This is a genomic window from Ruegeria sp. BK1, assembly GCF_056535645.1.
Map to the genome: position 1 here is coordinate 45,137 of NZ_JBQFIS010000001.1, position 17,100 is coordinate 62,236.

The 17,100-nt window shown below is 58.4% G+C and carries 19 protein-coding genes; 12 read left to right on the plus strand and 7 right to left on the minus strand.

The window, feature by feature from the left end:
- The first annotated feature begins 40 nt into the window (after positions 1–40).
- Positions 41–1,168 carry a lytic murein transglycosylase gene (locus ACR3E7_RS00215; RefSeq protein ID WP_480505503.1) on the plus strand — a complete coding sequence of 376 codons (1,128 nt, stop codon included), beginning with the start codon at positions 41–43 and terminating at the stop codon, positions 1,166–1,168.
- 269 nt (positions 1,169–1,437) lie between these two features.
- Here ACR3E7_RS00215 and ACR3E7_RS00220 read toward each other — a convergent pair whose 3' ends face one another.
- Together ACR3E7_RS00220 and ACR3E7_RS00225 are read right to left on the minus strand one after the other, a co-directional pair.
- A complete protein-coding gene (locus tag ACR3E7_RS00220) occupies positions 1,438–2,400 on the minus strand; it encodes an acetyl-CoA carboxylase carboxyltransferase subunit alpha (protein WP_170775201.1) in 963 nt (320 codons plus the stop codon).
- Positions 2,401–2,489: 89 nt separating this feature from the next.
- Positions 2,490–3,086 carry a LysE family translocator gene (locus ACR3E7_RS00225; protein ID WP_170787112.1) on the minus strand — a complete coding sequence of 199 codons (597 nt, stop codon included), beginning with the start codon at positions 3,084–3,086 and terminating at the stop codon, positions 2,490–2,492.
- Between the two features lie 72 nt (positions 3,087–3,158).
- On the opposite strand from ACR3E7_RS00225, the gene ACR3E7_RS00230 reads away from it, so the two are divergent.
- Both ACR3E7_RS00230 and ACR3E7_RS00235 read left to right on the plus strand, forming a co-directional pair.
- Positions 3,159–3,611 (plus strand): Lrp/AsnC family transcriptional regulator, encoded by a 453-nt coding sequence (locus ACR3E7_RS00230; protein WP_170775197.1) that lies wholly within the window; start codon positions 3,159–3,161, stop codon positions 3,609–3,611.
- Between the two features lie 118 nt (positions 3,612–3,729).
- A complete protein-coding gene (locus ACR3E7_RS00235) occupies positions 3,730–4,308 on the plus strand; it encodes a PA14 domain-containing protein (RefSeq protein ID WP_170775195.1) in 579 nt (192 codons plus the stop codon).
- A 29-nt stretch (positions 4,309–4,337) separates the two neighbouring features.
- On the opposite strand, the gene ACR3E7_RS00240 is transcribed toward ACR3E7_RS00235, so the two are convergent.
- Entirely contained in the window at positions 4,338–5,300 is a 963-nt protein-coding gene (locus ACR3E7_RS00240) for an L-malyl-CoA/beta-methylmalyl-CoA lyase (protein WP_480505506.1), read from the minus strand.
- Positions 5,301–5,595: 295 nt separating this feature from the next.
- Between ACR3E7_RS00240 and dgcN the strand changes: the two genes are divergently transcribed.
- The 3 genes from dgcN (at position 5,596) to ACR3E7_RS00255 (ending at position 8,496) form a co-directional block, all read left to right on the plus strand.
- The gene (dgcN, locus tag ACR3E7_RS00245) at positions 5,596–6,597 is read left to right on the plus strand and encodes an N-acetyltransferase DgcN (protein ID WP_480505508.1); all 1,002 of its coding nucleotides are present in this window, start codon (positions 5,596–5,598) and stop codon (positions 6,595–6,597) included.
- Between the two features lie 62 nt (positions 6,598–6,659).
- The gene (dgcA, locus tag ACR3E7_RS00250; RefSeq protein ID WP_480505510.1) at positions 6,660–7,625 is read left to right on the plus strand and encodes an N-acetyl-D-Glu racemase DgcA; all 966 of its coding nucleotides are present in this window, start codon (positions 6,660–6,662) and stop codon (positions 7,623–7,625) included.
- 10 nt (positions 7,626–7,635) lie between these two features.
- Positions 7,636–8,496 (plus strand): D-amino-acid transaminase, encoded by an 861-nt coding sequence (locus ACR3E7_RS00255; RefSeq protein WP_480505512.1) that lies wholly within the window; start codon positions 7,636–7,638, stop codon positions 8,494–8,496.
- 43 nt (positions 8,497–8,539) lie between these two features.
- Here ACR3E7_RS00255 and ACR3E7_RS00260 read toward each other — a convergent pair whose 3' ends face one another.
- The 3 genes from ACR3E7_RS00260 to ACR3E7_RS00270 all read right to left on the minus strand — a co-directional run bounded on the left by ACR3E7_RS00260 (position 8,540) and on the right by ACR3E7_RS00270 (position 9,964).
- Positions 8,540–8,854, minus strand: coding sequence for a DUF1244 domain-containing protein (locus ACR3E7_RS00260; RefSeq protein WP_480505514.1), 315 nt, complete (start codon positions 8,852–8,854; stop codon positions 8,540–8,542).
- A 73-nt stretch (positions 8,855–8,927) separates the two neighbouring features.
- The gene (locus tag ACR3E7_RS00265) at positions 8,928–9,167 is read right to left on the minus strand and encodes a DUF6868 family protein (protein ID WP_480505516.1); all 240 of its coding nucleotides are present in this window, start codon (positions 9,165–9,167) and stop codon (positions 8,928–8,930) included.
- A gap of 59 nt (positions 9,168–9,226) precedes the next feature.
- Positions 9,227–9,964, minus strand: a complete 738-nt coding sequence (locus ACR3E7_RS00270) for an N-formylglutamate amidohydrolase (RefSeq protein WP_170356079.1) — start codon at positions 9,962–9,964, stop codon at positions 9,227–9,229.
- Positions 9,965–10,097: 133 nt separating this feature from the next.
- On the opposite strand from ACR3E7_RS00270, the gene pyk reads away from it, so the two are divergent.
- From pyk to ACR3E7_RS00300, 6 genes are all read left to right on the plus strand, one after another.
- Entirely contained in the window at positions 10,098–11,543 is a 1,446-nt protein-coding gene (gene pyk / locus ACR3E7_RS00275) for a pyruvate kinase (RefSeq protein ID WP_480505518.1), read from the plus strand.
- A 210-nt stretch (positions 11,544–11,753) separates the two neighbouring features.
- Positions 11,754–12,191: a universal stress protein gene (locus tag ACR3E7_RS00280; RefSeq protein WP_170775177.1), complete on the plus strand. Its 438-nt coding sequence runs from the start codon at positions 11,754–11,756 to the stop codon at positions 12,189–12,191.
- A 14-nt stretch (positions 12,192–12,205) separates the two neighbouring features.
- Positions 12,206–13,756, plus strand: a complete 1,551-nt coding sequence (locus ACR3E7_RS00285) for an alanine/glycine:cation symporter family protein (RefSeq protein WP_170787128.1) — start codon at positions 12,206–12,208, stop codon at positions 13,754–13,756.
- Positions 13,757–13,939: 183 nt separating this feature from the next.
- Positions 13,940–14,140: a 50S ribosomal protein L35 gene (rpmI, locus tag ACR3E7_RS00290; RefSeq protein WP_010443552.1), complete on the plus strand. Its 201-nt coding sequence runs from the start codon at positions 13,940–13,942 to the stop codon at positions 14,138–14,140.
- 14 nt (positions 14,141–14,154) lie between these two features.
- Positions 14,155–14,520 (plus strand): 50S ribosomal protein L20, encoded by a 366-nt coding sequence (gene rplT / locus ACR3E7_RS00295; RefSeq protein ID WP_008756009.1) that lies wholly within the window; start codon positions 14,155–14,157, stop codon positions 14,518–14,520.
- A 164-nt stretch (positions 14,521–14,684) separates the two neighbouring features.
- Positions 14,685–15,461 carry a methyltransferase domain-containing protein gene (locus tag ACR3E7_RS00300; protein WP_480505520.1) on the plus strand — a complete coding sequence of 259 codons (777 nt, stop codon included), beginning with the start codon at positions 14,685–14,687 and terminating at the stop codon, positions 15,459–15,461.
- A 103-nt stretch (positions 15,462–15,564) separates the two neighbouring features.
- Here ACR3E7_RS00300 and ACR3E7_RS00305 read toward each other — a convergent pair whose 3' ends face one another.
- Positions 15,565–16,956, minus strand: a complete 1,392-nt coding sequence (locus ACR3E7_RS00305; protein ID WP_480505522.1) for an aminotransferase family protein — start codon at positions 16,954–16,956, stop codon at positions 15,565–15,567.
- Between the last annotated feature and the right edge of the window lie 144 nt (positions 16,957–17,100).

The following is a 17,100-nucleotide window of genomic DNA, read 5'->3' on the forward strand; positions in this document are numbered from 1 at the left end:
TGTAGTCTGGTTCCAATCAAAACAAGAGCAGATTTCAGCCATGATCAATCGTCGGGTATTTTCCATCGGCCTCGGGGCGTCCCTTTTGACAGCTTGCACGGAAGGGGCGCAGATAACCGCCCCCGCATCGCGGATGCGTGCGGTTCCGAATGCAGGTTGGGACGCTTGGGTCGCAAGCTTCAAAAACCGCGCTGCGGCGCAGGGCATCTCGCAAAGCACGCTCAACCGGGCCTTTCAGGGGGCGGGCTATTTGCCAGGCGTGATTGAGCGCGATCGCAATCAGGTCGAATTCAAACGCTCGCTCGAGGATTATCTGGCCATCGCCGCTTCGGACGAACGGATCGAGACCGGCAAGCAAATGATGGTGCGTCACGCTGGAACCCTGTCGCAGATTGAATCGCAATATGGTGTTGACAAAGAGGTTGTGGTCGCGGTTTGGGGGCTGGAGAGCCGCTATGGCGCACGGCGAGGCAATATACCCGTGATCTCGGCGACGTCAACGCTGGCCTATGACGGGCGGCGGGGTGCCTTTTTTGAAAAGCAACTGATCGCGGCGCTTCAGATCATACAAGAGGGCGACACGACACCTGCCAACATGACCGGCAGTTGGGCCGGGGCGATGGGGCACACGCAGTTTATCCCGACCTCGTATCTGGCCTTCGCGGTGGATCATACCGGCGATGGACGGCGTGATATCTGGTCTGATGACCCGGCAGACTCATTGGCTTCGACCGCAGCCTACCTTGCCCGTTCGGGTTGGGTGCGTGGCCAGCCTTGGGGGGGAGAGGTTGGGACTGTGTCCGGCACGCCAGTCGCGGAGCTGCAACCGCAGGTGCCGGGGCCGCGCATTGCTGTGTTCCGCAATTTTCAGGTGATCAAGCGCTATAACAACTCGGATAGCTACGCGATCGGTGTTGGGCACCTGTCCGACCGGATTGCCGGCGGCGCACCCTTTCAGGCCTCATTCGGCCCGGATGAGACAGGTCTGACATTGGAGGATCGGAAAGAGTTGCAGCGTCGCCTGACCGCGGCGGGCTATGACACGCAGGGCGCGGATGGAGTGGTTGGAAATAACACCAAAACCGCCATCAGCGCCTATCAACGCGCCAACGGCCTTTCGGTGACGGGCACGCCCTCGGTCGCGTTGCTGCGTCGGTTGGGGGGCTAGGGTCAGGACCCACTAATCTTGCACCACTGGCGCGCGAACGGCAAAAAAAGCAATGGTTTTTGGGCGCGCCGGGACTGGCGGTGTCAGTTCCAAGCGATCAAAGCCGCTGCTTTGCAGCGGTTCACGCGTCCGAAGGATTTGACTGATTTTGCCTCTGAACTGCGTTACATCCTTTAGAAATAGAAACACCATTCCAGCAAGAATGTGCCTTGTCAGAACCAATATCAGTCAAACCAGTGGCGCAAGATTAGTGGGTCCTGACCCTAGGCCTACGCGGCTAGCCCTTTCGCGCCGATATCTAGGAATTTCTGGCGGCGGTGCTGAATCAGCGCGGCGGCATCCTTGCCGTCCAGCTCTTTCAGCATGTCCGTGATGGCTGCGCGCACCGATTCCACGGTGGCCGGACGATCGCGGTGGGCACCGCCCTTAGGTTCCGAGATGATCCGGTCGCATACGCCCAGCTTATACAGATCCTGCGCCGTCAGGCGCAGTGCTTCAGCCGCTTCGCGCATCTTTTCAGCGTCCTTCCAAAGGATCGAGGCGCAGCCCTCGGGCGAGATCACCGAATAGACCGAGTGTTCCAGCATCGCCACCTTGTTGGCCGTCGCAAAGGCAACCGCACCGCCCGATCCACCTTCGCCGATGATGACCGAGACCAGCGGTACGCCGATCTTCAGGCACATCTCGGTCGACCGCGCGATAGCCTCGGACTGGCCCCGTTCCTCGGCCCCTTTGCCGGGGTAGGCGCCAGCGGTGTCGATCAGGGTGATCACCGGCAGGCCAAAACGCCCCGCCATCTCCATCAGGCGCACGGCTTTGCGATAGCCCTCGGGGCGCGCCATACCGAAATTCCGTTCGATCCGCGATTTGGTGTCGGACCCCTTTTCGTGACCGATCACCATGACAGGCTGGTCGTTGAAGCGGGCCAGCCCGCCGATCACGGCCAGGTCGTCGGCAAAGTTCCGGTCGCCCGCCAGAGGGGTGAATTCCGTAAACAATTCTTTGACATAGTCCTGACAATGGGGGCGTTCGGGGTGACGCGCCACCTGGCATTTCCGCCAGGGGGTCAGATCGCTGTACAATTCATCCAGCAGTTTGACGGCCTTGGCGTCCAGCGCGGCGGCTTCTTCGGCCACGTCCATCTCTTCGTTGGCGCGGGCCAAGGCGCGCAATTCCTCGGCCTTGCCTTCGATCTCGGCCAGGGGTTTTTCGAAATCCAGATATTGGGTCATGACGCCTCTCAACGCGGAAATTCATTGCTATATGACCTGACGTCGCGAGGGATGCAACTCAACAGCAGTTTTCCGCACCAAAAGGCTGTCTAGCCCGGCCACAGGATCGGGTAGAGCGACAGGACCAAAAGCGCGGCCATTGTCCAGTTGAACACCACCAGCCTTCGTGCGTTTGTCAGCAGCCGGGCCATCTGCTGTCCCAGTACTGTCCATGTGCTGACCGAGGGGAGGTTCACCGCACCAAACACCAAAGCAACAGTGATGATCGCGCCCATCGTGTGGTTGGGCGTGTAGACCGTCGTCGCCGTCAAGGCCATTGTCCACGCTTTGGGGTTGACCCACTGGAAAGCGGCGGCTTGCCCAAATGTCATTGGCGTTCCTTCGGTTTCGCCCCTGGTCGCTGGCGCGGCGTGGGCGATTTTCCATGCAAGCCAAAGCAGATAGGCGACGGACAGAATTTTCAGTGCGCTGTGCAACAGGGGTACCCGCATAAAGACCTGCGCCAGGCCGGCTCCCACCAATAGAACCATAACGGTGAACCCGATCCCGATGCCCAGCATATGCGGGACGGTGCGGCGAAACCCGAAATTCGCACCCGAGGCCATCAGCATCAGGTTATTCGGCCCTGGCGTGATGGACGAGACGAAAGCAAACATCATCAATGCGAAAAGCAGATCATAGGTCATTGCAGGATAATTGTCCGATCCACAGCAAATGAAATTGCGAAATCGCGCAAGTTTTTCTAAGTTTCGCAATGAATGGCGAAGATTGACCAAATAAACCAACATTTATTGCGTGAGCTGTCACGCGACGGGCGTATCAGCAATCTGGAGCTTGCCGACCGGGTGGGCCTGTCTCCCTCGGCCTGTCTGAGGCGGGTGCAGGAGTTGGAGCGCGTGGGTGTCATCCAAGGCTATCGGGCGGTTCTGAACCCAGCGGCATTGGGTGTTGGGTTCGTCGCCTATATCGGAGTTGGGCTGGGCGAGCATACCAAAGCTGCACAAGAAGGGTTCGAACGCGCTTTGCAGCGTGCCCCTGAAGTGGTGGAATGTCACAACATTACCGGAACGATTGAATACCTGCTGCGGGTGGAGTGCGCGGACCTTGCCTCGTACAAAACGTTCCACACCGAAGTGCTGGGTACATTGCCGCATGTGACCTCGATCACGTCCTATGTGGTGATGGATTCGCCCAAGGATTTGCGTGCCTAACAGCGCAAATGTGAATTTTAACTGTCTTGCGAGGTTAATTCTCACATCCTAGTGTTTATCCAATGTTCTGACCAAAATGGGGGTTAACCCCAATGGGACCACACTCAGGGAGAAGACCATGAAATTCGCTCAGACCGGAGCGCTGGCCGTGACCCTGGCGATGATCGCCGGGATGGCTGTGTCCGCGCCGCTGAAATTGCAACCTGCCAATCCTCAGCCAAGCCCAAAAGCGGGTTTGAATGTGAAATATGCGTGGGAGGGGAACCCGCCGCGCAAAATCCAGAACCTGTCAAAAGTTGAGTTTTTGTTGAAAAAGGCCGAGCCTGGCCCGCCTTTAATTGGGCTCGACTATCGCGACACGAATGAAGGGGACCCGGTTCTGACTTACAATCAGGCGTTCAATGTGGCGGCTGAAGTCACCGGTTATATCAAGTTCGATTCGCCTGGAATCTATGAATTGGAAACATGGTCCAATGACGGCATTGACGCTTGGGTCGGCGGTCAGCAGATCGGCTATGTGAATGGTCGACAGGGCTGTGAAGCCAATCAACGCACAGAGGTTGAGGTGCCCAAGGCCGGTTGGTATCCGCTCAACATCAAGTATTTCCAGAAATACGGAACCTCTTGCCTGATGATGAAATGGGGCAAGCAGGGCGAGCGGTTCACCTGGACGCCAAACAACGTGTTCGGCAGGTAAGAAAGGCGCCCCGCGGGGCGCCTTTTTCGTCAGCCATTTGCAGCGATCAGCTCGGCCTGTGCCACGATCACCTCGGCCTGCTTGATCGAGGCGATATCGACCAGACGTCCTTTGTAAACGGTTGCGCCTTCGCCATTGGCCTTGGCCTGTTCCATTGCCGCCAGTATCTCGCGGGCCTCTGTAACCGCCTCGTCCGAAGGGGTGAAGACCTGATTGGCCAGAGGGATCTGCTTGGGGTGGATCGCCCATTTGCCCACCATACCCAGCGTGGCCGAACGTTTGGCCTGCGCGATATAGCCCTCATCATCCGAGAAATCGCCGAACGGGCCGTCAACGGGCAGCACGCCATGGGTGCGGCAGGCGGCGACGATGGCCGCCTGTGCCCAATGCCACGGATCGGACCAGTGCTTTTCGCCCTCGCGCAGCATGTAATAGTTTTCCTGCGTGCCGCCGATACCGGTGGTCTGCATCCCCATCGAGGCCGCGAAGTCTGCCGCCCCAAGGCTCATGGCCTGCAGGCGCGGGGATGAGGCCGCGATGGCTTCGACATGGGCGATACCAGCCGCGGATTCGATGATGACCTCAAAGCTGATGGGCTTGGTGCGGCCCTTGGCGCGCTCGATCGCCGTGACCAGCGCGTCAACGGCATAGACGTCCTCCGCACAACCCACCTTGGGTATCATGACTTGGTCCAGACGGTCGCCGGCCTGTTCCAGCAGATCAACCACGTCGCGATACCAGTAGGGCGTGTCGAGGCTGTTGATGCGGACGGACATGTATTTGCCGCCCCAGTCGATTGTGTTCAGCGCCTCGATCACATTGGCTCGGGCCACATCCTTGTCAGTGGGTGCAACGGAATCCTCAAGGTCCAAGTTGATCACGTCGGCGGCCGAGGCGGCCATTTTCGGGAACAGCTTGGTGTTCGAACCGGGACCAAACAGCTGACAACGGTTTGGGCGGGCAGGGGCGGCGGGTTGAAGGCGAAAGCTCATCTGGACCTCGTGCGGGAAAGGAAATTGCGATTTTGTTGGCTTATCTGGTATTAAATTGCGCAACGCTGCGCAAGCGTCTTTGTGCAGGCGCGGCAATGCATTCGCAGCATTCCCCAAAATACGCTGCGTCGAGGGCGGTTAAAGTTTAATCACTTTGGAAACTTGAAAAGTCTTTGCGCATTTTCGGCAAACTGCGCAAAATTCTCCCAACCCAACTGACGTTGACAGAAGGATTCGCGAAACTCTCGCCTGCCGGCTCCACTAGCCTGCGTCGGAATCAAAGGAGTGCACCGCAATGATCGAGACACCGTATCTGTTGTTTTTGGGCGATGCGCCCGACCAGTTGGCCGCAAAAGTCGCCATCGGCATCCGGGACTGGCGTCCCGAGAACGCCGTGGGCCAGTACCGGATGGAGGGTTGCAAGGCCGATCTGGGTATGACCGACCTGACTCTGGCCGAGGCCAAAGCCGCCGGCGCGAAAACGCTAGTCATTGGCGTTGCCAACCGGGGCGGTGTGATCAGTGCGGCGTGGAAGAAAGTGCTGATCGGGGCGCTCGAGATGGGGTTTGATCTGGCCTCTGGCCTACATAACCTGTTGCGCGATGAGGGCGATCTGGTGGCTGCGGCGCAAACCCACGGCTGCACGTTGCACGACGTGCGTGTGCCGACTGTTGGCTATCCGATTGCCAATGGTAAAAAGCGCAGCGGCAAGCGGTGTCTGGCCGTGGGGACCGATTGTTCGGCAGGCAAGATGTACACCGCCATGTCGATGGATGCCGAGATGCGCAAGCGGGGCATGAAATCCACTTTCCGCGCCACGGGGCAGACGGGCATTCTGATCACCGGGCAGGGGGTTCCGCTGGACGCGGTCGTGGCCGATTTCATGGCCGGTGCGGTCGAATACCTGACGCCAGAGAATGACGCCGATCACTGGGATCACATCGAAGGGCAGGGGTCACTGTATCATGTGTCCTATTCCGGTGTGACTATGGCGCTGATCCACGGCGGTCAGCCCGATGCGCTGATCCTGTGCCACGAGCCTACGCGGACGCATATGCGTGGCTTGCCTGAGTATTCCCTGCCGTCGCTGCCGGATCTGCGTGACGCGGCGCTGCCGCTGGCTCGGATAGGCAACCCGGCCTGTCAGGTTGTCGGTGTGTCGATTAACACCCAGAACCTGAGCGAAGACGACGCGCGTGCCTATATCGCCGAGGTTGAGGCCGAGTTAGGCTTGCCCGCCACTGACCCGTACCGCTTTGGCGCGGGTAAGCTGGTTGACGCGCTGGCGGCGCTGTAACACGGTCTGGCAAAGATTTTTCGTCGAAAAATCTTGGTCGCTCTGCTGGGGAAAGGTGTGTGATGCGGATAGACATTTCGCGGGATGTGTTTCGGTTGGCGCAGGTGTTCACCATCTCGCGCGGGTCGCGGACCGAGGCCAAGGTGCTGACCGTTCGGATCTCGGACGGGGTGCATCAGGGCTGGGGAGAATGCGTGCCCTACGCGCGCTATGATGAAACGCTGGAGTCGGTTGAAGCCGAGATCGCGGGCCTGCCGGCAGACATCACCCGGCAATCGCTTATGGACCTGCTGCCCGCTGGGGCGGCGCGAAATGCCGTAGACTGTGCGCTGTGGGATCTGGAATGCAAGCGTGCGGGCAAACGGGCGTGGGACTTGGCCGGTTTGCCAGTTCCGGGCCCCGAGATCACCGCATATACTCTGTCGCTGGACACGCCCGAGGCGATGCAGGCGCAAGCAACCGCCAACGCGCATCGTCCGCTTCTCAAGATCAAGCTGGGCACACCGGACGACATGCCCCGGCTTGAAGCTGTGCGCGCGGGCGCGCCGAACGCACGGATCATCGTCGACGCGAATGAGGGTTGGTCGGCCGCTGTTTATGCCGACCTTGCCCCGCATCTGGTGCGTTTGGGTGTGGCTCTGGTCGAGCAACCCTTGCCTGCCGGTGAAGATGACGCGCTGATCGGAATGGAACGTCCGGTGTCTGTGTGTGCCGACGAGTCCTGCCATGATCGCAGCAGCCTACCCGGTCTTAAAGGCAAGTACGACGTCGTCAACATCAAGCTCGACAAAACCGGCGGTCTGACCGAGGCGCTGGCATTGCGGGAACAGGCACTGGCCGAGGGCTATAAGGTCATGGTCGGTTGCATGGTTGGCAGCTCGCTTGCGATGGCCCCTGCGACCTTGTTAGCACAGGGTGCGGTGGTAACGGACCTTGACGGCCCGCTTCTTCTGGCCGAAGACCGCACCAACCCGCTGATTTTTGATGACGCCGGAGTGCATCCGCCAAAAGCGGCGCTCTGGGGCTGAGGAGAGTGACATGACCCGCACCGTTTACGTGAACGGAGAGTACCTGCCCGAGACCGAGGCCAAGGTTTCGATCTTTGACCGTGGTTTTCTGATGGCCGACGCCGTTTATGAGGTGACCAGCGTGCTGGACGGCAAGCTGATCGACTTTGAAGGCCACGCGGTGCGTCTGAAACGCTCGCTGGACGAGCTGCAGATGGCCGAGCCATGCAGTAAGGATCAACTCCTGGCTATTCACCGCAAACTGGTCGAGCTGAACGGGATCGAAGAAGGCCTGATCTACCTGCAGGTCTCGCGTGGCAGCGACGGGGACCGGGATTTTGTATTCCCTGCGGCTGACACCAAGCCGACGCTGGTTTTGTTTACGCAGAATAAGCCTGGCCTGGCCGACAGCCCGGCTGCGCAGAAGGGGGCCAAGATCATCTCGATCGACGATATCCGCTGGGGCCGCCGCGATATCAAGACAGTGCAGTTGCTGTACCCGTCGATGGGCAAGATGATGGCCAAGGCTGCCGGGTGCGATGATGCGTGGATGATCGAGGATGGCTATGTCACCGAAGGCACCAGCAACAACGCCTATTTCGTCAAGAACGGCAAGATCGTGACCCGCCCGCTGTCCAACGACATCTTGCACGGGATCACCCGCAAGGCTGTGTTGCGTATGGCTGCCGAGGCGCAGATGGAAGTCGAAGAACGCCTGTTTACGATCGATGAGGCGAAAGAGGCGGATGAAGCGTTCACCACCTCGGCCAGCGCCTTTGTCATGCCGGTAGTTGAGATTGATGGGGTTTCGCTGGGCGACGGCACGCCGGGGCCGATTGCCAAACGCTTGCGTGAGATTTATCTGGATGAAAGCCGCAAGGCGGCGATCTAAGCAAAAGGCCCGCCAAACCGGCGGGCCTTTTTGATTTCAGCGTTCAACCTTTTTTGGTGACGTTTTCGTCAAAGGCGACCTCGAAGGCGGCCTGTTTTTCGGCACTGGCTTCGGTCTGATAATTGGCTTTCCACTCATCCATGGTCATGCCGTAGAAAATTTGACGGGCTTCGTCTTTGCCCATCTCGATGCCCTTTTCACTAGCAGCTTCCTGATACCAGCGCGACAGGCAGTTGCGGCAGAACCCGGCCAGATTCATCATGTCGATGTTCTGCACGTCGGTGCGGTCTTCCATCAGGTGCTTTTGCAACCGGCGGAAGGCTGCGGCCTGAAGTTCGATTTCGGTTTGCTTGTCCATGCGCTGACTCCGGATGACAGTATCGTTGTCCTTGACCTAGCGGTCCGGAGGCGATGTTTCAACAAACAGGATGTCAGGCCAGTTTAAAGGCCAGCCAAGGTACGATGCAAAAGATCAATGTAAGGATCTTGTAGTTGGCCAGATACCGGAAATACGCTCGTTTCACTTCCGACCGCTCCATCTGGAATAACTTGCTGTGAATGCCCGCAATCTGCTCCTGCAGCAACAGGACCATTAATGCTGTAAACAACAGCACCGCGATGTTCAGCGCGGCCATCCAACCAAAAACAGAGGTTGCGAATTCCTGGGTCATGGCGATCCCCTTTCGACGAATATATGGCGATCAGGTGGTATACTCACAATGACGTGTGATCAAAGGTCGCTGGTATCCAGTGCGTCCTGTAGCACAACGGCCAAACGTTCCGCCCAAGCCCGTTGTCCAGCGTGATCGGCGATCAGATCATTGCGCAGCTCGATCAGGGCATTGGGGCGACCAAAGGCGGTGCAGTGCTTGTCGATAGCATCTCCGGGCAGGACACCGGTATAGGGTTCGTTTACGCCGACGCACAGGTCGTCTTCTGCCTGCAACCGGGTGATCAGCGGGCGCGCAAAACGCTCGTCCGGGGTGTGCAAAACGCCCACATGCCACGGGCGTGGGTCGCGCCCCCGCAGCTGTCGGGTAAAGGAGTGCATGGACACAATCACCGCATGGGGTAAGGCCGCCAGCTCGGCCAAAGCATTGTGATAGGGGCGATAACACATGTTCAGCCGCCGTTCCCGCTCGGCTGCGTCGGCGTGACGATTGCCGGGGATGATCGACCCATCATACAGCTTCATCAGCAGGGTCGGGTCATCCTCACCCCGGTTCGGGTCGATCACAAGACGCGAGAAATTGGCCGCGACCACAGGCGCGTTCAGGATTTCTCCAAGATGTTTCGAGACCTCGTACGCCCCCACGTCATAGGCGATGTGACGCTCCATATCCTCGCGCGGCAGGCCGAGGTCTCCGCCATTGATGTCGTGCGGGACGGTGTTAGTGGCGTGGTCACATGTGATTAGCCAGCGCGACGGGCGATCAGCGCCGTGGATAAAAAACGGAGAATACGTCATAAGCCTGTCATCTTGTTTGTCGCAGGTGTAGGGCAGTTGCTTTGAAAAGGGAATTGCGCAATAAGCAGCTTGAAGTGATGTTTGCGGTAACATTTACGCGACACCTAAAGAAAACGTGAGGAGAGCACCACCAATGCGACGCCTGAGAAATGTGAAAATCGTGGCGACGCTGGGTCCGGCGTCGAATGACTATGACATGATCCGAGCTCTGCACGAGGCCGGGGCGGATGTGTTCCGCCTAAACATGAGCCACGGTAGCCATGATGAAATCCGCGAGCGGCACAGGATCATCCGTCAGGTTGAAAAGGATCTGGACAGCCCGATCGCCATTCTGGCCGATTTGCAAGGACCGAAACTGCGTGTCGGCGTCTTCGCCAACGACTCTGAAGAATTAGAAGAAGGCGCGGCCTTCCGGCTGGACCTTGACCCCGAGGCCGGGGATATCAACCGCGTTTGCCTGCCGCACCCCGAGATTTTCGCGGCGCTGGAACCGGGCGCGCGTCTGCTGGTCAATGACGGTAAAATCCGCCTGATCGTACAGGATTGCGGTCAGGATTTCGCCAATTGCACGGTTGAGGTCGGGGGCACGATCTCGAACCGTAAAGGGGTGAACGTGCCCGATGTGGTGCTGCCGCTGGCGGCCTTGTCGGCGAAGGACCGTGACGATCTGGAATTTGTCTGCCAATTGGGCGTCGACTGGTTGGCGCTGAGCTTTGTGCAGCGTGCTAAGGATGTGTTCGAAGCCCGCGGGCTGGCGGATGGGCGCGCTTCGATCCTGACGAAGATCGAAAAGCCAGCGGCGGTTGAGGCGTTTGACGACATCCTCGATGCGTCTGACGGGATCATGGTCGCGCGCGGCGATCTGGGGGTCGAACTGCCGGTATCGGCCGTGCCGCCGATCCAGAAACGTTTAGTGCGCAAGTGCCGGGGCGCGGCCAAACCAGTGATCGTGGCCACGCAGATGCTTGAAAGCATGATCGAAAGCCCCATGCCCACGCGGGCCGAGGTCTCGGACGTGGCGACGGCGATATATGAGGGCACTGACGCTATCATGCTCAGTGCGGAATCGGCTGCGGGCTCTTACCCGGTCGAAGCGGTCCAGACCATGAACAAGGTCGCCATCGAGGTTGAGGCCGACCCGACCTATACGCAGATCATAGCGTCATCGCGGACCGCGAAAGGCACGACAATTGCAGACGGTATCGTGGCGGCGGCCCGCGAGATTGCGGAAAAGACGGATATCAAAGCGATCTGCTGTTTTACTCAAAGCGGGACCACGGCCTTGTTGACAGCGCGCGAGCGTCCTGGAGTGCCAATCATCGCCATGACCCCTGCGAAGGGCACGGCCCGCCGCTTGTGCCTTAGCTGGGGCTGCCACTGCGTCATGACACCAGAATTGGAGCGGTTCAAAGGCGCGGTTGTGAACGCGGCCCGCGCCGCTCGGTCGGGTGGGTTCGCAGCTGAAACCGACCAGATCGTGGTCACCGCAGGGGTGCCATTCAACGTTCCGGGCACGACTAATATTCTGCGGATTGCACCGTGTGATGAGCGTTTGATCTATAACACGGATCCCGGGTGATAGGTGGTTTGCCTTGATTTTGGGCAAAAAAAGAATACAAAAAACATATATATAGAAAAATAGGAGGGGAAACTTTCAGTTTCCCCTCTATTTTTTGGTGTTTTTCTCGGATACTGGTTCGCGTGGGCGGTCAATTTAAAAAGTTCCAGACTCCGACTGCCCGGCCGGGGGCACGGGCCTCGGTATAATCAACAAAATTGGAGGAACACCATGACAACCAAGATTGTCATCGGACTGGACGGGACAGAAACCGGAGAACGCGCGATCGCATTTGCCAAAGATTTGGCTGAGCGGATCGGGACGTGTGAATTGCTGGTGGTTTATGTCATCGAATGGTCCCCGTTTACATTTCAGACACCGGAAGAAAACGCCCTGCGTCACAAGCGCCGCGAGGAAGAGGTTGAACTGGCCACGACGCGTATCATCGCGCCTGCGGTCGATGCGCTCAAAGCCGCCGGGTTCGAGGCACATGGTATCGTGCGTCACGGCGACGTTGCAGAAACGCTCAACAAGATCACCGTCGAAAACGGCGGCACACAAATCATCGTAGGACGCGCCTCCGCCGATGGGTTCAAGAAACGCCTGTTTGGCAGCTCGACCCAAAATCTGGTCATGCATGCCGATGTGCCGGTCACGGTCGTGAACTGAGGGGAGAGACAAGAATGAGAATGCTCAAACAATTTGGCGCTTTCGCCGCTGGAGCCTTTGCCGCTGGTCCTGCCCTGGCGCAAGAGGCTCCGGGTCTCGACGAAAAGATCAATCAGGCGTTCGCCGATTTCACCGGCCCCTTCGTCAGCTTCATCTTCGCACCGTTTCCGGGAACCGGTTTCCCGTGGATCGTAGGTTGGTTGGTGATCGCCGCCACGGTGTTCACAGTTTATTTTGCCTTCGTGCAATTGCGCTTCTTCAGCCACGCGATCAGCCTTGTCAAAGGCGACTACTCCGACCCCAACGATGCAGGCGAGGTCAGCCACTTTCAGGCGCTTGCAACGGCGCTGTCGGGTACAGTCGGCCTTGGAAACATCGCCGGCGTGGCGGTGGCCATCGGTATCGGCGGGCCGGGTGCTACGTTCTGGATGATCGTCGCAGGTCTGCTGGGAATGGCCTCGAAATTCACCGAATGTACGCTGGGTGTGAAGTACCGCAACGAATACGAGGACGGTACCGTTTCGGGCGGTCCGATGTATTACATGTCCAAGGGGTTCAGTGAACTGGGCTTGCCGGGCGGTAAGATTCTGGCCGTTCTGTTCTCGATCTTCTGTATTCTTGGCGCGCTGGGTGGGGGCAATATGTTCCAGGCCAATCAGGCGCACCAGCAGATCGCGGGCATTGTCGGAGACTATCCGGGTTGGATCACAGGTCTGGTCTTTGCGGGTATCGTCTTTGCCGTGATCGTAGGCGGCCTGAAATCCATCGCCAGCGTAACCGAGAAGGTCGTGCCCTTCATGGGTGTCATGTATGTATTGGCCGCGTTGGTCATCATCATCATGCACGCGGATCAGATCGGCTGGGCTTTTGGTCAGATCTTCGCAGGTGCCTTCACCGGTCTCGGCGTGGCTGGCGGCATGGTCGGCGCGCTGATCCAGGGCTTCCGGCGTGCGGCGTTCTCGAACGAAGCAGGCGTGGGTTCTGCGGCGATTGCGCACTCGGCTGTGCGGACCAAGGAACCGATCACAGAGGGCTTTGTGTCACTGCTCGAGCCATTCATCGATACAGTCGTGATCTGTACCATGACTGCGCTTGTGATCATTATCACTCAGCAGCTGATCGTCGATCCGGCAACCGGCAACTACATGCTGAACGAAGCGGGCAATGCGATTGCCACGGTCGATGGCAATACCGGCGTCAGCCTGACCTCAGCGGCGTTCGGCAGTGCGTTTGGCTGGTTCCCGTTCATTCTGGCTATTGCCGTGGTACTGTTTGCCTTCTCGACCATGATCAGCTGGTCCTATTACGGCCTCAAGGCCTGGACCTACCTGTTTGGTGAAGGTCACACCAAAGAGCTGGTCTTCAAGATCATCTTCTGTGTGTTCGTAGTGATCGGTGCGGCGGCCAACCTTGGCCCGGTCATCGACTTCTCGGATGCGGCGATCTTTGCCATGGCGGTTGTGAACGTCTTCGCGCTGTATTTCCTGATGAAGATTGTACGTCAGGAGCTGGCGAGCTATGCGGCCCGGTTGAAAAGCGGCGAAATCCGCAAGTTCGGTCACTAAAACCTTTCACCGGGGCGGCCCGCGTCGCCCCGGTGCCTGACCAGCCGCAAAATAAGCAGATTCTGGTCCAAACCCCCTTGCCAGTATGATCGAACTTGCGTAAACGGCGCTTCTGATCGCGTGACCGGCCGAGATGGCATGCCGAGTCGCGTCTGAAACCGAACCCGAGAATAGGAGACGGAAATGCCTAAGATGAAGACCAAGTCGAGCGCCAAGAAGCGCTTTAAGGTGACTGCGACCGGTAAGGTCCTTGCTGGCCAGGCCGGCAAACGGCACGGAATGATCAAGCGGACCAAGAAATTCATCCGCGACGCCCGTGGCAACACCACCCTGTCCGCCCCCGACGCCAAGATCGTCAAGGGCTACATGCCCTACGACCGCTAAGAGGAGATACCAACATGTCCCGCGTTAAAGGTGGAACCGTAACTCACGCCCGTCACAAGAAGGTCATCAAGGCCGCCAAAGGTTACTATGGCCGCCGCAAGAGCACCTTCAAGGTTGCCCGTCAGGCCGTCGACAAGGCCAACCAGTACGCAACCCGCGACCGTAAGAACCGCAAGCGCAACTTCCGCGCGCTGTGGATCCAGCGCATCAACGCTGCTGTCCGTTCGCACGACGAGGCTCTGACCTATTCCCGCTTCATCAACGGCCTGAACCTGGCCGGTATCGAAGTGGACCGCAAAGTTCTGGCCGACCTGGCCGTGCACGAACCGGAAGCGTTCGGCGCGATCGTCGCCAAAGCTCAGGCCGCTCTGGCTGCCTGATCCTCTGCTACAGAGACAGTGAATGAAAGGCCGTCCCGTTTTGGGGCGGCTTTTTTGTTTGTGCAATTGTCCGAAAGTTGGCTCTGCCCTTCCGGCAGACTTCTTTGTCGGAAAATGCTAGATGTTGAACCACTGTTTAAATTGACAAGTTCGGTGTCGGTAACATGCTTGAGTTTGATGAAGAGACAACCCGCCTTTTAGATAGTGTTTATGAAGGCGCCGACGTAACGCGTCGACGTCGAGGGTCATTTGATGCGCTGAAGCCTGCCCCCGGTGAGGTCATTGCGGACATAGGATGCGGCAACGGCCTATTAACGGCAGAGCTTGCTCGGGCAGTTGGCAGAACCGGTCACGTCACAGGAATTGATCCCAGTTATGCTATGCGGCTTTCGGCCAAAAACAGGTGTCAGACCTATGACTGGATCGAGATCGTTGAAGGTGAAGCCGGGCAACTTCCCGTCAAAGATGTCTCGCTTGATAAGGCCGTTTCAGTACAGGTGTATGAATACCTGGACGATATTCCGGCAGCGGTGGCCGAAGCCTATCGGTGCTTAAAACAAGGGGGACTGCTGGTTATCGGCGATATTCATTTCGACAGTTTGATATGGTTCAGCGAAGATCCCGCTCGGATGGCGCGGATGGTAAGAGCTTGGGATGAGCATTTTGTGGAGAGAGAAGTACCTGCCCTATTGCCTCCAATTCTGACGGATGCTGGTTTTGCAGTAGAGGGCGTGGCGCCAGTCACCATTTGTGATACTCACCTCCGGCCCGATGGGCTGGCCAATATGATGATTGTCCTGATGGAAAAGTTCGCTAAGTCCAAGCGGCTCGTGCCAGAGGCGGAAGCAACTGCCTGGGCGGATGAACAGAGAGCGCTGGCCGTGCAAGGAAAGTTCTTCTTTTCGCTAACTCATTTCGTCGTCAGCAGCCGAAAGCTATAGCGACTTAGCAGTGGAACTGTACTCAGTTGGCTTTATCTCGAGGTGACCACAAAAAAAACCGGTGCCATAGGCACCGGTTTCTGGGCTGTAATCAACTATTAGTCTACCCAAACACACGCCCCAGCGCACCATCGACGGCATCGGTGATCTGGTCGATATCGTCCGGCGTCGCGATCAGCGCAGGCGAGAAACACAGCGTGTTGTTCCGGCCCGGAACCGAGCGGTTGGTGACGCCGATGATCACGCCCTGCGCCATACAGTCGGCGACCACGGCCTGCGCCATCTTTTCGTTCACCGGCTCGCGGCTTGCGCGGTCCGAGACCAGCTCAGCACCAAGGAACAGGCCCTTGCCGCGCACGTCGCCGATGACCTTATGCTTTTCCATCAGCCCCTGCAGGTTGCCCATCATACGCGCGCCCATGTCGGTGCAGTTCTGCAGAAGGTTCTCATCCTCGATGATCCGCATGTTTTCGATCGCTGCCGCCGGGCCTGCGGTGCAGCCGCCAAAGGTCGAGATATCGCGGAAATAGTTCATCGGGTCGTCGGCATTGTCCTTGAACATGTCAAAGATTTCCTCGGTCGTGACCATACAGGCAATCGCCGCATAGCCCGAGGCGACACCCTTGGCCATGGTCACAAAGTCCGGCTTCACGCCATATTGCTGATAGCCGAACCATGTGCCGGTGCGGCCAACACCACAGACAACTTCGTCGATATGCAACAGGATGTCATACTTGTCGCAGATCTCCTGCACGCGCTGCCAATACCCTTCGGGGGCCTCAATCACGCCGCCGCCGGCGGTCACAGGCTCAAGGCACAGGGCACCCACAGTGTCGGGGCCTTCGCGCAGGATGACCTCTTCGATCTGGTCGGCGGCCCATTCGCCGAAATTCTCTTCGGGTGCGCCGTCCAGCTCGTGCTTGCGGTATTCCATGCAATGGGGCACACGCACGAAATCCGGCGCAAAGGGGCCGTATTGCGCGTTGCGCTCGTCCTGACCGCCCGCCGACATCGCCGCCAGGGTCGAGCCGTGATAGTCGCGGTCGCGATACAGAATCTTGGTCTTCTTGCCGCCGTATTTCTTGTGGGCGATCTGACGGACCATTTTGAAGGCTTTCTCATTCGCCTCAGAACCCGAGTTCATATAGTAGACACGGCTCATTCCCGGCATCTTGCTGATCAGTTTTTCCGCAAAGATCGAGCCCGGAATCGACCCGGCCGAGTTGGCGAAATAGCACAGCTTCATCAGCTGGTCGTAGACCGCCTTGCAGATCGATTCGCGGCCATAGCCCACGTTGACCGTCCAGACCCCGCCGGATACGGCATCCAGATGTTCCTTGCCGTTCTGGTCCCAAACGCGCATCCCCTTGCCCTCGACAATGATGCGCGGGTCGTTGGTTTCAAACGGTTTATGCTGGATCAGGTGGTGCCAGATATGGGCGCGGTCGGCCTCGACCACGCGGGAAAGATCGTTTTCGTTGAACGTGCCGTCCATGACATGTCCTTTCGCAAAGTGTGGGTGCGTAAGCGGCGGAGCAGAAGCCCCGGCCCTTGACTATTCGATGGCTCAGATCACCGCGAAAGACCATCGGTAGATAGGGCCAGATTGCACTATCGCGTATTGCCAGTCTATGTCGTA

Bases quoted from the DNA above. Each gene is read 5' to 3' on its own strand.
- ACR3E7_RS00240 (WP_480505506.1), bottom strand. From the start codon at position 5,300: ATGAGCTTTCGCCTTCAACCCGCCGCCCCTGCCCGCCCAAACCGTTGT.
- pyk (WP_480505518.1), top strand. From the start codon at position 10,098: ATGCGACGCCTGAGAAATGTGAAAATCGTGGCGACGCTGGGTCCGGCG.
- ACR3E7_RS00300 (WP_480505520.1), top strand. From the start codon at position 14,685: ATGCTTGAGTTTGATGAAGAGACAACCCGCCTTTTAGATAGTGTTTAT.
- ACR3E7_RS00285 (WP_170787128.1), top strand. From the start codon at position 12,206: ATGAGAATGCTCAAACAATTTGGCGCTTTCGCCGCTGGAGCCTTTGCC.
- ACR3E7_RS00265 (WP_480505516.1), bottom strand. From the start codon at position 9,167: ATGACCCAGGAATTCGCAACCTCTGTTTTTGGTTGGATGGCCGCGCTG.
- ACR3E7_RS00260 (WP_480505514.1), bottom strand. From the start codon at position 8,854: ATGGACAAGCAAACCGAAATCGAACTTCAGGCCGCAGCCTTCCGCCGG.
- ACR3E7_RS00270 (WP_170356079.1), bottom strand. From the start codon at position 9,964: ATGACGTATTCTCCGTTTTTTATCCACGGCGCTGATCGCCCGTCGCGC.
- ACR3E7_RS00215 (WP_480505503.1), top strand. From the start codon at position 41: ATGATCAATCGTCGGGTATTTTCCATCGGCCTCGGGGCGTCCCTTTTG.
- ACR3E7_RS00230 (WP_170775197.1), top strand. From the start codon at position 3,159: ATGGCGAAGATTGACCAAATAAACCAACATTTATTGCGTGAGCTGTCA.
- ACR3E7_RS00280 (WP_170775177.1), top strand. From the start codon at position 11,754: ATGACAACCAAGATTGTCATCGGACTGGACGGGACAGAAACCGGAGAA.
- dgcA (WP_480505510.1), top strand. From the start codon at position 6,660: ATGCGGATAGACATTTCGCGGGATGTGTTTCGGTTGGCGCAGGTGTTC.
- rplT (WP_008756009.1), top strand. From the start codon at position 14,155: ATGTCCCGCGTTAAAGGTGGAACCGTAACTCACGCCCGTCACAAGAAG.
- ACR3E7_RS00225 (WP_170787112.1), bottom strand. From the start codon at position 3,086: ATGACCTATGATCTGCTTTTCGCATTGATGATGTTTGCTTTCGTCTCG.
- ACR3E7_RS00255 (WP_480505512.1), top strand. From the start codon at position 7,636: ATGACCCGCACCGTTTACGTGAACGGAGAGTACCTGCCCGAGACCGAG.
- ACR3E7_RS00235 (WP_170775195.1), top strand. From the start codon at position 3,730: ATGAAATTCGCTCAGACCGGAGCGCTGGCCGTGACCCTGGCGATGATC.
- ACR3E7_RS00305 (WP_480505522.1), bottom strand. From the start codon at position 16,956: ATGGACGGCACGTTCAACGAAAACGATCTTTCCCGCGTGGTCGAGGCC.
- dgcN (WP_480505508.1), top strand. From the start codon at position 5,596: ATGATCGAGACACCGTATCTGTTGTTTTTGGGCGATGCGCCCGACCAG.
- ACR3E7_RS00220 (WP_170775201.1), bottom strand. From the start codon at position 2,400: ATGACCCAATATCTGGATTTCGAAAAACCCCTGGCCGAGATCGAAGGC.
- rpmI (WP_010443552.1), top strand. From the start codon at position 13,940: ATGCCTAAGATGAAGACCAAGTCGAGCGCCAAGAAGCGCTTTAAGGTG.